We start from the raw sequence: 14,241 nt of genomic DNA, 5'->3' as shown, positions 1-14,241 counted from the left end.
CGATTCCCCGCCGCCTCAGTGGGGCATGGTAATGCCGATGCGAATCGAGATGGCGGCGGTCAGGGGCTTCATGGTCGATCGAGTGTATTCATCGGCAGAAAAGGATCAAGTCGCCAGTTTCAACAGGACGGGCACGTCGCTCACTCACCCTGCTGCGCCAAGACCTCGAAGATCGCCTGCGAGCGCAGGACCAGGCCGCAACCGGCGTCGAGATGCCAGGCCTGGGCGTGGACCTCCCACGGGTAGCACTGCACGTCGAGCACCGAGAGGCTGTCGGCGCGGCTGTCATCCTCGCGCCAGCGGTGCATGAGCGACTTGTTCTCGACGGCGTGCTCGTGCATCTCGCGCAGCGTCGCCCGATAGAGGTTTTCGGAGACGATTTCGGTCTGCACGCTGGTGATGTAGTTCAGCCGCCCGCCGAAGCGCGACTCGTGCTCGCGCTCGCCGGCGCAGGGCAGCGACTCGACCACGCCGCGCCGGGGCACTGCGGGCTCGTTGGGCGTCAGCACTTCGACGATGTGCTCGCCGCCGTGCGTGAAGGTGATCACGTGCGCGCCGCGCGCCAGCCAGGTGTCGAGTTCATACTGGTGCGAGCGACTGGCGCGGCGCTTGCGGATCTCGAAGAACTCCGGATGCACGGCGCGGGAAAAGAGCATGAGCCGGTAGGCCTGCAGCGACGCCAGCGCCCGCGGAGACAGTGTGCTCATGTCGGCTCCTTTCAACAGAGGAAATCCCCATCTCCCCAATCTGATTCCCGCTTTCCCCCCCGGCCCTTCACTTCCCGGCAATCGATTTCATGGATCAGTCGTACGGCGTCGATCTGCACAGGACAACCGTCAAGTCTTGCAGAGGTTGCACACGACTGGCCGATGGACGACTGATCGGTGCGGGATGAATCGGGTCGATTCGATCCGGCCGAATCGGGACATTCACCAGACGGAAAGCAGCATGCCGCCTCTTGAGCACCGCTTGCGCCACGTGAACCGCCTGAGCGATGCCGCCGCCGTCGCCGCGCTGGCCGATGCGCTCGAGCACGCGGAAGTGGACGAATGTCCGGCACTTGCAGACGCGCTGCTGCAGCGGCCATGTAGCGAGGCCGTGGGGGTGCTCATCCGGCGCTGGCACGACCTCGATGATGACCTGCGCCGCCGCACCGCCGACCTGGCCGGGGGCGCGCCGGCCGCCATCGCCGCCGCGGCCGAGGCGGCCGAACCGGTCCAGCGCCGAAATGCATTAATGTTGATCGGACGAGCAGGTCAGATTCGCGGACTCGACGAGGCGGTGAAGAATCTCACGCACCACGACCCGCTCGTGAGCCGGGCGGCGGCCGAAGCGATCGATCGCCTCACGCTGCTCCACCTCGGCCGGGGGTCCGATGAGAGGGCCCGCAAGGCCGATGCCCAGCGGCTCGACGAAGCCCTGGCCGAGGCGCTCGACGCCTATCCGAAGCACCGGCAGACGGCGGTGCTCGTCGCGGCGGCGCGCTTCATCGCCACGCCGGGGCCGGCGCTGCGACGCTGGATGGCCGATCGCGATCATCCAACCCACATGGCGATGCGCGGCTTCATGAAGCGCCTGCCCGAAGAGCAGCTCGCGCCGCATCTGCTGACGTGGCTGGGAATCGATTCGCTCGGCTCGCAGGCGCTTGAACACATCGCCCGCCTCGCTCCGACGCCCCATTTCGCCGCGATGATCGCCGATCGCGCCCACCTGCTCCACCTGCCGCAACAGCAGGCGCGGCTGCGGCGGCTCGATCCGCGCCGGCCTGCGGCGCCGCCTTCGGCCATCGCACTTGAACTCGATGCCGCGGCTCAAGCCGCGCTGCCCGAGTGGATCATGACCGTGCCCATATCCGACGAGCAGCGGATCATGCGGCTGTCCGACGGCCTCGCGTTTCGCACGCCGCGCGCCCGCCTGGCGGCGTTCCGGGCCCTGGCGAATTTGCGCGATGGGCGAGCCGACGCCGTCGCGATGCGATTCTGCTTTGATGAAGACGAGCGCCTGGCGGCGCTGGCCGTGCGGCACTGCATCCGGCGGCGCGTGGCGGGCCTCGCCGAGACGCTGCGCCAACTGCTCCGCGGCCCGCACCGCAGCGTGCGCACCATCGCCGCGGCGCATTCCAATCGCGCCGACTTCGAATCGATGTGGTCGTACTGGTCCGGCAGCGGCCCGCGCGTCGAGCAGCGACTCGCGGCGCGCCTGCTCATGCGCGAACAGCCCGAGGCGATCATCAGCGAAATCCGCCGCCGCCTCAGCGCCCGGCAGCGCGAGACCTGCCTCCGCGCCATCCGCCTGGCCGGCGATCTGCAGATCCTCCCCGAGATCGAACTCGAACTGCTCGCGCTCACGCGCGGCGCCGACGTGCGCCTCTGCGCCACTGCGGTCAAGGCGCTGGGCGCGATCGACAGCGACTCCTCGCGCCAGGCCGTGCTTGCCGGCCTGCGCCACGCCGACGTGCGCACGCGCGCCAATGCGATCGAAGTTCTGGCTCCGCCGCTGATCGAAACCTGCCGCGACGTGCTCGAGCAACTCTGCAAGGCGCCCGACAACCGCCCTCGCGCCAACGCCATCGCCGCCATCGCCCGCATCGACCGCGACGCCGCGGCAGCGCGGCTTGAGCAGATGCTCGGCGATCCGCGGCCGCTGCACCGTCTCAGCGCCCTGTGGGCGGCGGAGGTGTCGGCGCTGACGCCCTGCGCCACGCGCGTGGCCGAGCTGGCCCGGCGCGATGCGAGCCGCCCGGTGCGCGAGCGCGCCCGCCGCACTGCCCGCCGCCTGCTGGCCGCGATGACGGCACATCGACCCGCGCCGCAGCAGTCTGCTCAAGACGCCGGGCCCGCGGAGCGGGAGGTCACGCCTCGCGAGGTCGTTGCGCTTCATCCAGCAAACGCAGCCGCGCCGGCGGCGGCCGGGCCCCTTTCGCGCCTGGTCGCGCTGCCGCTCATGCCGGTGTCCCTGGCGCAGTCCTCGCGCCTCGAAGACATCTCGCGATCGTTTGTCGGACGCGAATCAGACTGGCCGTGGCTGTCGTGGAGCGCACTGGGCGTGGTGCTGCTTGGCGCCGGCGTCATAGGTGCGACTCTCATGGCGCTGCGCTGGAGCGTTCGCGATGCCCGCCGTCACGGTCCGGCGTACCGCGCCGTCGCGGCCGGGCTTGGCCTGAGCCGCCGGCAGCGCCGCCTGCTCGACGCCCTCGCCGTGCGCAGCGGCCGCATCAATGCAGCGGGCCTGCTGCTCAGTCGCGGCACGTTTGATCATCACCTCCGCGCCTGGCGCCAAAGCGGCGCGAAGCACGCCGATGCGCAAGGCGACCAACTCGCCATTATCCGCGCGCGTCTCTTCGGGTGATCGGCTCCGGCGTGCGCCGCTGCGGGGTCGGCCCGTCATGCCTGCGCAGGCAGACATCCAGTCGAGCGTGTTGCTGCGATCGCTTTCCGGCTCACCGGCTCTCGGCATCGCAACGCGACTTCGACACGCTCGGTTCAGGGAATCGCCACGCCATGCCACGTGAACTTACGGCGATAGATTCTCACTCGCGACCGGCCGCAGCATCACCGTCGGCAGCAGGTAGTTCACGTTGTGGTACGCGTACACTTGGCCGGAGATGATGATCCGCGCCGCATCGCCTTCAGACTGCGCCACGCGCACCAGGCGCTCGAGCAGTCGGCAGGGCAGCAGCACCATCGGCGGATCCATCAGTCCGCTGCTGTCCGAGTCAAACGTCACCATCCACTCGCCGCCGGTGTCCGAGCGGCTGATGCGCCCGGCGCGCGAGACGATGAACGCCCCCTCGCGCACGAGGTCCGCATGATTCGTAGTGACCATCGTGCCTGTGCGGAACGGGTTGGTCGTGGGCATGAAGTAGTTGCGGCCTTCGTAGGCGTACACCCGCCCCGAGATCTCCACCGGCCCGCTCGTGGCGACCTCGTTCAGGTTCGCCTCGATGCGCTCGGTGACGCGGCTGGGCATGAGCATCATCGCCTGGTTCTGCTGGCGCGGCCGATTCGGATCGGCATCGGGAAGAAAGTGCAGCACGCCCAGCGACTCAGTGCGCGTGAGCACGCCGGTGCGCGACATGAGATAGGATCCCTCGGGCAGCAGCCGGCCGCGCGGCGGCAGGAGGGGGTCGAACTCGATCGCCGCCGCCTCGCGCGGCGCTTCCACGCGCGTGGTCGGGTTCGTCGGATCGTCCCGCTCGAGTTGGCGACGGATCTCCTCGATGGAGCGCTGCGGCGGCGGCTCGCTCGGCTCGGTCTGCTCCGCCGGCTTCTCAGCGGGCGGCGTCGCAGGCTGGTCCTGCGCAAGGACGGAACCAGCCGTGCAGAGCAGCGCCAGGCCGAGGCAGGCAAGATGAATGCGGCTGAATCGAAAGTCTGAAAACATGGCGTGCTCCTGCGGGCTCCACGGCCTCCCGACGGCCCAATGAAATCCTAGCGGCCGCAAAACCGCGGCTACAGGCGATTCCATCAATAACGGCGCTTGTTTGTCGCCCGCTTCAGTTTAGACTTGGTTGATGGCGATACTCGCGGCGGCGCATCGCATCGACTGGCCAGCCATTGCTTTGTGGCTCGGTGTGCTCGCGGCCCTGATCCTCGCTGCCGCGTTCGTCGTAGTAATGGTGCGGAGGGCACTGCGGACGGATGAAAACGGCGCCGCGCCCGCCTTTACGCTTCAGGATCTCCGCGAGATGCGATCGCGCGGCGACCTGACCGAGGAGGAATACCAGGCGGCCCGGGCCGTCGCTCTTGGACACGCGGCACAGACAACTGATGCGGCCCCATACGCGTCGGTTTCGCGCGGGCTATCGGACACTGCCCGCAAGGGGAAGAAATGAACGCCGGCCCTGATGCTCTGTGGCGAGCGTTGAAGAGAAGGGCCCGGCTCGACGATAAACTCTCAGGCTCTGCGCCTTGCGGCAAATAACGCGATCGGTTGCAGTTACAGACAAGGGGAACGTGGATCAATGGCCAAGAATCGGGATGGCGACTCCGGCGGGACTGACCCAAACAACCGTCAGGCCGGCGATGGCGCAGACAGCAAGAGCGGCTTCCGGGGCCGGCGGGTCACCACCTGCTCGTTCTGCGGCAAGACCTCGCGCGAAGTCGGCCCCATGGTCGAGGGGCCTAACGACGTCTACGTCTGCTCCAACTGCGTGGACCTCTGCCAGAACATCTTTCGGCAGGAGCGGCGGCGCATGTCCGCCGGTCGGCAGACGTTTTCCACCATCCCCAGCCCCCGCCAGATCAAAGAGTTCTGCGACCAGTACGTGATCGGCCAGATCGAGGCCAAAAAGGCCCTCTCTGTCGCCGTCCACAACCACTACAAGCGCCTCAGCCAGCTCGACAAGGACACTGGCATCGAGATCGACAAGAGCAACGTCCTGTTCATCGGGCCCACCGGCTCGGGTAAGACGCTGCTGGCCCGCACGCTGGCGCGCATGCTCAACGTCCCGTTTGCCATCGGCGACGCCACCACGCTCACCGAAGCGGGCTACGTCGGCGAGGACGTTGAGAACCTGCTGCTCAAGCTCCTCCAGGCCGCCGACTACGACGTCGAGGCGGCGCAGCGCGGCATTATCTACATCGACGAGATCGACAAGATCGGCAAGACCAGCCACAACGTCTCGATCACGCGTGATGTGTCCGGTGAGGGCGTGCAGCAGAGCCTGCTCAAGATGCTCGAAGGCACCGTTGCCAACGTGCCTCCTCAGGGCGGCCGCAAGCACCCCGAGCAGCAGTACATCCAGATCGACACGACCAACATCCTCTTCGTCGTCGGCGGCACGTTCGTCGGCATCGACGAGATCGTCAAGAAGCGCCTGGGCAAGCGGCGCATCGGCTTCAGCGCCGATCAGGGAGTCGATGAGCAGCGCGCCATCGACGAAAAGGCAGCGCTCATGAAGCAGGTGACCGCCGACGACGTGCTCGAGTTCGGCCTCATTCCCGAACTCGTCGGCCGCCTGCCGGTCATCACGCCGCTGCTGCCGCTGGACTTCGATGCGCTCATTCAGATCATGACCGAGCCCAAGAACGCGCTGATCAAGCAGTACCAGCACCTGTTCACGCTGGAAGGCGCGCAACTGGAGTTCACCGACGACGCGATGCGCTGCCTCGCCGAGCGGGCCATGGCCCGCCAGACCGGCGCCCGCGCCCTGCGAGCCGTGTTCGAGGAGGTCATGCTCGATCTCATGTACGACCTGCCCGACGCCGACTCCGAGGGCGTGACCTACATCATCGACCGCCCCGCGATCGACGCGAAGTACACCCTCGCCCAGCTCACCACCAAGCGCAAGAAGGAATCGGCGTAAGCCGCGCTCGCATCGACACTTGCCACACTGAGGCGGCCGCACGTCGGCCGCCTCGTCCGTTTCTCACACGCGCGGGCGTTGTCTCGATGCGGACACCGACGTATCTTCATGCGTCGTCTGTCTCGCCGCGCGGACGCGGCGAGGGTTTGGATGTGTGGCTGAGGAGCGCGCTCGACCGCACCGGCCGGCCGCGCCCCGAACAATCAGGAAGCAAAACCATGTTCAGGAGAGAGAAGAGTCATCCCCTTGCGGGAAGGTGGTTCGTGCGCGCGCTCGCGGTCGGCGCTGTCCTTGCCGCCGCCTCGTCTTCATTGGCGCAGTGGAGGACGGTCTGGCAGACCCGCACCGACAACGGCGCGGGTCAGGAGGAAGTCGATTTCAACGTGAAGATCGACAGCCAGGGTAATGCCGTGACCGTTGGCTGGGCCTACGACCCCGCCACGGATTACGACGTGCTGCTGCGCAAGTACGACCGCACTGGTCGCCTGCTGTGGACGCAGACTTACGACGGCCCCGGCCACGGCTACGAGTTCTTCGGAAGCCTCGCCATCGACGCCAACGACAACATCATCATCTGCGGCTCGTCTGCGGGAGTCGGCGGCGACAGCGACATCACGACGCTCAAGTACGATCCCAGCGGTCAGCTCACGTGGGCGCGCCGTTACAACGGGCCCGGAAACGGCGACGACGAGACCTTCGGGATCGAAGCGGTCGGCCTCGATGCCGCCGGCCGTGTCTATGTGACCGGCTATCAGTACGCCGCCGACGGGTACTGGGAATACGTCACGATCAAGTACTCCGCCGCCGGCAGCCAGTTGTGGGTGCGGACTTTCCGGGGCCCGCTGGACAATTCCTACGGCTGGGTGATCGCGGTCTCGCCATCGGGCAACGCCTACGTCGGCGGCGACGTGAGCAACAACAACGGAGATCGCGACTACGGCCTGCTCAAGTATGACCCCGCCGGCAACCTCCTCTGGTCCCGACTCTTCGACAGCCAGTACCACGGCGACGAATCGCTCTACGCCATCTCCATCGACGGCTCCGAAAACGTCTTTGCCACCGGCATCTCCGATTCCGCCTTCCTTAACAGCGACTTTGAATACTGCACTGTCAAGTACGACACCAACGGGTCGTTCCAGTGGGAAGGACGCTACGGCGGCAACAGCGGCTATCACTACAGCTGGCTCGTCCTGCCCGATGGCGCCGGCGGCGCCTACGTCTCCGGCTCAACCATGACCACGGGCGGCGAAAACGACGCCGGCACCGTCCACTGGGACAGCAATGGCAACCTCGCCTGGGCGCAGATCTTCCGCAGCGACTGGTTCGGCGACGACTGGGGCAACGACCTCGCCCTCGACGCCGACGGCAACCTGCTCGTCGCCGGCTTCGGCTGGTACGGCTATGGCCGCGGCGACGACGCCTGGCTGCTCAAGTATTCACCCGACGGGCAATTGCTCGACACCGTGATCACCGACGGCCCCGCCCACGCGGACGACTTCTGGTCCGCCGTGGACGTGGATGATCTGGGACGCGTCGTGGTCTGCGGCTCTTCGGTCGGTATCGGCACAGGAACCGACTCGCTCGTCGCCAAGTACACCACCGCGCCGCCACCGCTGCTCGTCGTCAATCCTGACCCGCTCCTGCCCGGTCAGCCCGCGACCTTTACCTTCTCCAACGTGGAGCCCTCCTCCGACTGCTACCTCGGGTACAGCACGTCCGGGACGAGCAACCTCTTTGTCCCATTCCTCAATGTAACGCTCTCGCTGCAGAACCCGCGGCAGGCGGGGGGCGTGGCGGTCAGCGATCCGGCGGGCACCGCGGTCTGGACGCTGCCCATTCCACGGGGATCTTCCGGGGCCAGCGTGTGGTTCCAGGCCGCGCAGTACAACCAGGCAAGCAATGTCGTGGCCACGCAGGTGCAGTAGCGCGCCGGAAACGATCGTCGAAATCAAGCCGGGGCAAGGCTCAGCGCCGCCCCGGTTTTTCTTCGCGCGCAGACGGTTCGCCGCCGAATCTCATGAGGTCGCCATGAAAGCGCCAGATCAGGGCGACTTTCTCATAGCAGGTCCGATGCGCCGGCGGCATACTCATATCATGTAACATCGGCCCAAAGAGGTTTCAGCCATGTTCACGAGAGTCCTGACCGCCGTCGTCGCGAGTCTGGCAACGGTGCTGGCTCCGGCGCGCTCGGGTCTGGCGCAGCCCGTTCTCACTCTCGAAGGTGAATGCCCGGGTCTGCTGCGGGCGGAAGTTCGAAATGCACGGCCTGAGAAGTTCATTCTTCTCCTCTTCGCGCCTCACGAAGGGACTTTTGTGCTGCCGCGCGGCAACTGGTGTCAGGGCGTTCAACTCGGGCTTGGTTGGCGAGGGCTGCGGCAAGTCGCGGGAGTCGTGGCGGATCAGAACGGAGTGGCGCTCTTTGAAGGCGAAGTGAACTCGCTGGCGTGCGGCGGATTTCTCCAGACACTGAACTATCCAAGCGGTGGCTGCGAGATCAGCAACGTCGTGCGGATCCCACGATAGGAGGAACGGCCATGAAAGCGAATCGTGCATTCCAACTCGTGCTCATCGCGGCGGCGTCCCTGGCCATTTGGAGCGCGCCGGCGACAGCGCAGCCGGTGCTGACGCTCGAAGGCTCGTGCCCGGGCTTCGTGCTCGCTGATGTCCGTGGAGTGCGGCCGGATCGGTCCGTTCTGCTGCTGTTCGCTCCGATGAGCGGCTCCTATGTCCTTCCCTTCGGCCACTGGTGCGCGGGAACAAGACTCGGTCTGAACTGGCACGGGCTGCAGATTGCGACGGCAGCACGGGCGGATGAAAACGGATTCGCCTTCTTCGAAGGAACCGCCGGCCCGCGCGCCTGCGGCGGCTATCTGCAGACGCTGAACTATCCGGACGCAAGCTGTCAAACGAGCAACGTCGTGCAAATACCGCACTGATCCCGGACAGGCCGGCGCCGCCTGGCCGCGCACGCAGCGGTCCCGGGCCCCGTTGAAGGTCCTGTTCCCCGCCGCATCTCAACCTTCCCAACCCGCCGTTCTCAGGCGGGTTGTGGCTTTTCACCCGCCCGGCGGATGGGCCCTTGGCGGACCCCATATGATTGGGCCAATGCAGCGGCTGCCCGATCGGCAGCGGAGGACATCCGGAATGCAGTATGACCCGACGCCCGCGGCGCGCCCGCGGACGCTTCCCAGGCTTTTGTTTGCGCTTCTTGCCACGGCCTTGCTGGCGCCGGCCGCGCTGGCCCAGCCCGCTTCGCCCGTGGCGGTCGATCCCGTCCGCCGCGAGTCGGTCACGCGCATGCACCGCATCACGGGCGAGATCGCCGCCCGGCGCCGCTCGACGGTCGCTTCCGAAGAGCCCGGCATCGTCCTCCGCGTGCCCTTTGACGCGGGTGATACGGTCAAGGCCGGCGAAGTGCTTGCCGAGCTCGACTCGGCCATACTCGAACTCAACCTGCGCGAGCAGGAAGCCGAACTGGCCGAGGCCCAGGCGAGCGTTGATGAACATCGGGCCCGCAGCGAGTGGGCCGATGCCGATCTCCAGTCGCTCGAGGAACTGCAGGCTCGCGGCGCCGCCCAGCCCAAGGAAATCTCCGACAAGCGCAGCGAGGCCCTCGCCGAACGCGCGGCCCTGCGCCAGGCGCAGGAGAGTGTCCGCCTCGCCCAGGCGCGGATCGATCTCATCACGCAGCGCCTCGAAAACAAGACCATCCTCGCGCCCTTCGACGGCGTGATCGTCATCAAGCTCGCTGAAGTCGGCCAGTGGGTCGGCGTGGGCGGCGACATCGCCGAACTCGTCGAACTCGGCCAGGTCGATGCCGTGCTCGACGTGCCCGAGTCGCTCGTCTCGCAGTTGAGCGTGGGCATGAGCCTCGAGATCCTGCCTGCGGCGTTCGAAGACGCCGTGATCGGCTCGATCCGAGCGATCGTGCCCATCGGCGATCCACGGGCCCGGACCTATCCGGTCAAGGTCGCGCTCGAGAACGAAGACGGCCGCTATAAGCCGGGCATGGCGGTGAAGGGCTGGGTGCCGTCCAAGGAGTTTGATGAAGCGCTGACCGTTTCGCGCGATGCGGTGCTTATGTCGCCGACGGGGCCCTATGTCTACGCCGTGCGCGATGGCGCGGCGTATCCGGTAAACATCGACATCCGCTCAAGCGCGGGAATCGGGCGCTTCGTCGTCAGCGGTCCCCTCGAGGAGGACGTGCTGCTTGTAACCGAGGGCAATGAAAAACTCTATCCCACGGCCAAGGTGATGATCGTGCGCAACGAGGCCGAGGCGGCGGGTGCAACCGCATCGCCGTCCGCCCCTTCCAACTGAGAGAAACAGACCGCACCGGCGGCGGCGCCGGTTGCGCTCGCGCAGCAGCAACGGAACACGTATGGACATCATTCGAGCCAGCATTGAGAAGCCCGTCGCCGTCGTGGTCGGCGTGCTGCTCATTCTCCTGTTTGGCGTGCTCGCGCTGAACACGATCCCGATTCAGTTGACGCCCAACGTCGATTCAACGGTCGTCACGATCTCCACTTTCTGGGAAGGCGCAAGCCCGCAGGAGGTCGAGCAGGACATCATCGAAAAGCAGGAGGACAAGCTCAAGGGGCTCTCCGGGCTGCGCAAGATGACGAGCCAGAGCCGCGAGAGCAACGGCCAGATCACGCTCGAATTCGAAGTCGGGACCGACAAGGACGCGGCGCTGCGCGAAGCGTCTGACAAGCTCCGCGAAGTGTCGAGTTATCCCGAAGGCGTCGATGAGCCGGTCATCGAAGCCTCCGACCCGATGAACCGCGACTACATCGCGTGGATCATCTTCGAGACGGACGATGCGGATTTCAACATCCGCACGCTTCAGGACTTCGCCGAAGACAACATCAAGACCGCCTTCGAGCGCGTGCCGGGCATGTCCACGGTCAACGTGCTCGGCGGGCTCGAGCGCGAGGTGCAGGTGCGCACCGATCCCGTGCGCCTCGCCCAGCACGCGCTGACCTACGGCGACCTGTTCGATGCGCTTCGCCGCGAAAACGTCGATCTCTCCGCCGGCTCCATGGAAGAAGGCAAGGCGAGCATCACGCTCCGCACCGTCGGCCGCTACCGCACCGTCGAAGACGTCGAGCAGACGGTCATCACGCGCGACGCCGGCGGGCCGATCTACGTCCGCGACGTGGCCGACGTCGTCATGACGTACAAGAAGCCGTCCTCGTTCGTGCACTCCAAGGGCAACGTCGTCATCGCGATCAACGCCCAGCGCGAGGTCGGGTCGAACGTCATCGAAGTGATGGATGGCTTGCAGCAGTCGATCGCGCAACTCAACCAGCCCGGCGGCCTGCTCGAAGTCCAGTCGCGTAAACTCGGCCTGAGCCAGCCGCTCCAGCTCCGCCAGGTCTATGACCAGACCGTGTACATCGACCAGGCAATCGGCCTGGTGACGAGCAACATCTACATCGGCGGCGCCATAGCTGTGATCACGCTGCTGCTGTTCCTGCGCTCCGTTCGTTCGGTGGGCATCATCGCGTTGGCGATTCCCATTTCGGTCATCGGCACGTTTGTGGCCATGGTCGCGATGGGGCGCAACCTCAACGTGATCAGCCTGGCCGGCCTCGCGTTTGCCGTAGGCATGGTCGTGGACAATTCGATCGTGGTGCTGGAGAACATCTACCGGCACATCGAGATGGGCGCCACGCCGCGCCAGGCCGCCTACCGTGCGCCACGCGAGGTGTGGGGGGCGGTGCTCGCCTCGACGCTCACCACCATCGTTGTGTTCATCCCCGTGCTGTTCATCAAGGAAGATGCGGGGCAACTGTTCCGCGACATCGTGCTGGCGATCTGCTCGGCCGTGGCGTTGAGCCTGGTCGTCTCGATCACCGTCGTGCCCTGCGCCGCGGCGATCTGGCTCTCGCTCGGTTCCGGCATGGCCAAGCGCCGCAACACCGCATCGAACAAGCCCGCCGCCGACGAGCCGCGCGGCATCAGCGGCGCGCTGGGCCGGCTCGTTTACGCGCTGTGCGGCAGCATCATCGCGCGCGTCGCCATCGTCATCTTCTTCGCCGTCGGCTCGATCTGGGGCAGCATCGCGCTCATGCCCCCGACCGACTACCTGCCCAAGGGCAATCGCAACCTCGTCTTTGGCATGCTCGTGCCCCCGCCGGGCTACAACCTCGACAAACAGGCCGAGCTGGGCGCGCGAGTCGAGGCCGAGATTCGTCCCTTCTGGGAGGCCGGCGAACTCAAGGGCGATCCGCAGGCCTATGAAAAAGCGCTCGAACAACTGCCGCCGATCCCGACTTTCAGCTGGGCCACCGGCCAGCCCGGCCCGCCGGTCCGTCCGCCGTCGCTGCAGAATTACTTCTTCGTTGCGTTCAACGGCTTCATGTTTCATGGCGGCGTGAGCGATGACGGCAAACGCGTCGTCGATGTCGCCACGCTCTTCAACCACGCCACGCGCGCTGAAAATCTTCCCGGCGTCACCGGCTTTGCATTCCAGGCGCCGCTGTTCCGCCTTTCGGGTTCGAGCGGATCGTCGATTGACGTCGAGTTCTCCGGCGAAGACATCGATCAGGTGAACGCCGCCGCGGGCGCTGCGTTCAACCTGTTCAACCAGGAATTCGGTTACGGCAAAGTGCAGAGCCAGCCGGGCAACTTCCAGATCGCCGCGCCGCAGGTCAACGTCATCGTCGATCGCCTCCGCGCCGCCGAACTGGGCCTGTCCACGCGCGACGTCGGCTTGGCGGTGCGTGCCTTGGGCGAAGGCGCCAACATCGGCGAGTTCCGCATTGGCGGCGAGTCGATCGATCTCAAGGTTCTCGACGGCGACGCGATCGAAGACGGCCGCTGGGCCCGGCGCGACATCAGCGCTCTCTCCGACACGCCCATCGCCACGGCCACCGGCCAGAACGTGCCGCTCGCGTCGGTGGCTCGGCTTGTCCGCACCACCGCGCCTCAGCAGATCAACCACGTCGAGCGCCAGCGGGCCGTGTCGCTCGAAGTCACGCCCGACAAGGACATTCCGCTGGGCGAGGCGATGGACAAGATCACCGCGATCGTCGAAGACCTCCGCCAGCAGGGACAGATCCCCGAGACGGTGAACACCGACCTCGCCGGCTCGGCGGACAAACTTACGTCGGTGCGCAAAGCGCTGCTCGGCGACGGCACGCTCATCGGCCTGCTCTCGAGCCGCTTCTTCCTCGCGCTGCTCATCAACTACCTGCTCATGTGCGTGCTCTTCGAGTCGTTCCTCTACCCGCTGGTCATTCTCTTCAGCGTGCCGCTGGCGACCTTCGGCGGCTTCCTCGGCCTGCGCCTCGTGCACAACTGGACCGCGGGCGATCCGTACATGCCCACGCAGAACCTCGACATCCTCACGATGCTCGGCTTTGTGATGCTCCTGGGCACCGTCGTCAACAATGCGATTCTCATCGTCTACCAGGCGCTGAACTTCATGAATGGCTACGGCGAGAGCGAGCAGGACGTCGTCGAGAAACTCTCGCCGCGCAAGGCCATCGCCGAGTCCGTCCGCACCCGGCTGCGGCCGATCATGATGACGGCGATGACCACCGTCGGCGGAACCGTTCCGCTGGTCGTCATGCCCGGCTCGGGCAGCGAGCTGTACCGCGGCCTGGGCAGCGTGATGCTCGGCGGTCTGATCATGAGCACGCTGTTTACGCTGGTGCTCGTGCCGATGCTGTTCAGCCTCGTGATCGATGCGCGGCTGTGGTTGACCAACTGGCTCGCCGCGGCGGGGGGGTCATGGGGCCGGCCGACGCTCCACGTCGCCGCCCCGCAGCCGCATCACGCCGCCGCGCCACGCAACGAGTCCGATGAGGATGAATCCACCCCCGCGCGCCAAGCCGAGCCGCAGCCTGTCGCCAAGTAGCAGGTGCCGAGCGCATCGCTGAACGAGCCCCGCCGGCAGGGTCTCGTCATTTCCGCGCAGTGTGGCC

10 protein-coding genes are annotated in these 14,241 nt (G+C 66.4%); 8 read left to right on the top strand and 2 right to left on the bottom strand.

The window, feature by feature from the left end; translation table 11 throughout:
- Positions 1 to 140: 140 nt before the first annotated feature.
- Complete coding sequence (locus IT430_18695) at positions 141 to 707, bottom strand: hypothetical protein (GenBank protein ID MCC6909969.1); 567 nt, start codon at positions 705 to 707, stop codon at positions 141 to 143.
- 241 nt (positions 708 to 948) lie between these two features.
- Here IT430_18695 and IT430_18690 point away from each other — a divergent pair, with 241 nt between their 5' ends.
- The gene (locus tag IT430_18690; protein ID MCC6909968.1) at positions 949 to 3,348 is read left to right on the top strand and encodes a hypothetical protein; all 2,400 of its coding nucleotides are present in this window, start codon (positions 949 to 951) and stop codon (positions 3,346 to 3,348) included.
- A 165-nt stretch (positions 3,349 to 3,513) separates the two neighbouring features.
- On the opposite strand, the gene IT430_18685 is transcribed toward IT430_18690, so the two are convergent.
- On the bottom strand, positions 3,514 to 4,383 hold the full coding sequence (locus IT430_18685) for a hypothetical protein (GenBank protein MCC6909967.1): 870 nt from the start codon (positions 4,381 to 4,383) through the stop codon (positions 3,514 to 3,516).
- Between the two features lie 130 nt (positions 4,384 to 4,513).
- Between IT430_18685 and IT430_18680 the strand changes: the two genes are divergently transcribed.
- From IT430_18680 to IT430_18650, 7 genes are all read left to right on the top strand, one after another.
- Complete coding sequence (locus IT430_18680) at positions 4,514 to 4,834, top strand: SHOCT domain-containing protein (protein MCC6909966.1); 321 nt, start codon at positions 4,514 to 4,516, stop codon at positions 4,832 to 4,834.
- A gap of 129 nt (positions 4,835 to 4,963) precedes the next feature.
- Positions 4,964 to 6,307, top strand: a complete 1,344-nt coding sequence (gene clpX, locus IT430_18675; protein ID MCC6909965.1) for an ATP-dependent Clp protease ATP-binding subunit ClpX — start codon at positions 4,964 to 4,966, stop codon at positions 6,305 to 6,307.
- 218 nt (positions 6,308 to 6,525) lie between these two features.
- The gene (locus IT430_18670) at positions 6,526 to 8,232 is read left to right on the top strand and encodes a hypothetical protein (protein MCC6909964.1); all 1,707 of its coding nucleotides are present in this window, start codon (positions 6,526 to 6,528) and stop codon (positions 8,230 to 8,232) included.
- Between the two features lie 199 nt (positions 8,233 to 8,431).
- A complete protein-coding gene (locus IT430_18665) occupies positions 8,432 to 8,830 on the top strand; it encodes a hypothetical protein (GenBank protein ID MCC6909963.1) in 399 nt (132 codons plus the stop codon).
- A gap of 11 nt (positions 8,831 to 8,841) precedes the next feature.
- The gene (locus tag IT430_18660; protein ID MCC6909962.1) at positions 8,842 to 9,243 is read left to right on the top strand and encodes a hypothetical protein; all 402 of its coding nucleotides are present in this window, start codon (positions 8,842 to 8,844) and stop codon (positions 9,241 to 9,243) included.
- Positions 9,244 to 9,412: 169 nt separating this feature from the next.
- Entirely contained in the window at positions 9,413 to 10,627 is a 1,215-nt protein-coding gene (locus tag IT430_18655) for an efflux RND transporter periplasmic adaptor subunit (protein MCC6909961.1), read from the top strand.
- A gap of 61 nt (positions 10,628 to 10,688) precedes the next feature.
- Positions 10,689 to 14,174, top strand: a complete 3,486-nt coding sequence (locus IT430_18650) for an efflux RND transporter permease subunit (protein ID MCC6909960.1) — start codon at positions 10,689 to 10,691, stop codon at positions 14,172 to 14,174.
- The last annotated feature ends 67 nt before the right edge of the window (positions 14,175 to 14,241 follow it).

The sequence above is a fragment of the Phycisphaerales bacterium genome, from assembly GCA_020852515.1.
GTDB lineage: Bacteria > Planctomycetota > Phycisphaerae > Phycisphaerales > UBA5793 > UBA5793.
This window is presented reverse-complemented; position numbering and strand designations above follow the sequence as displayed.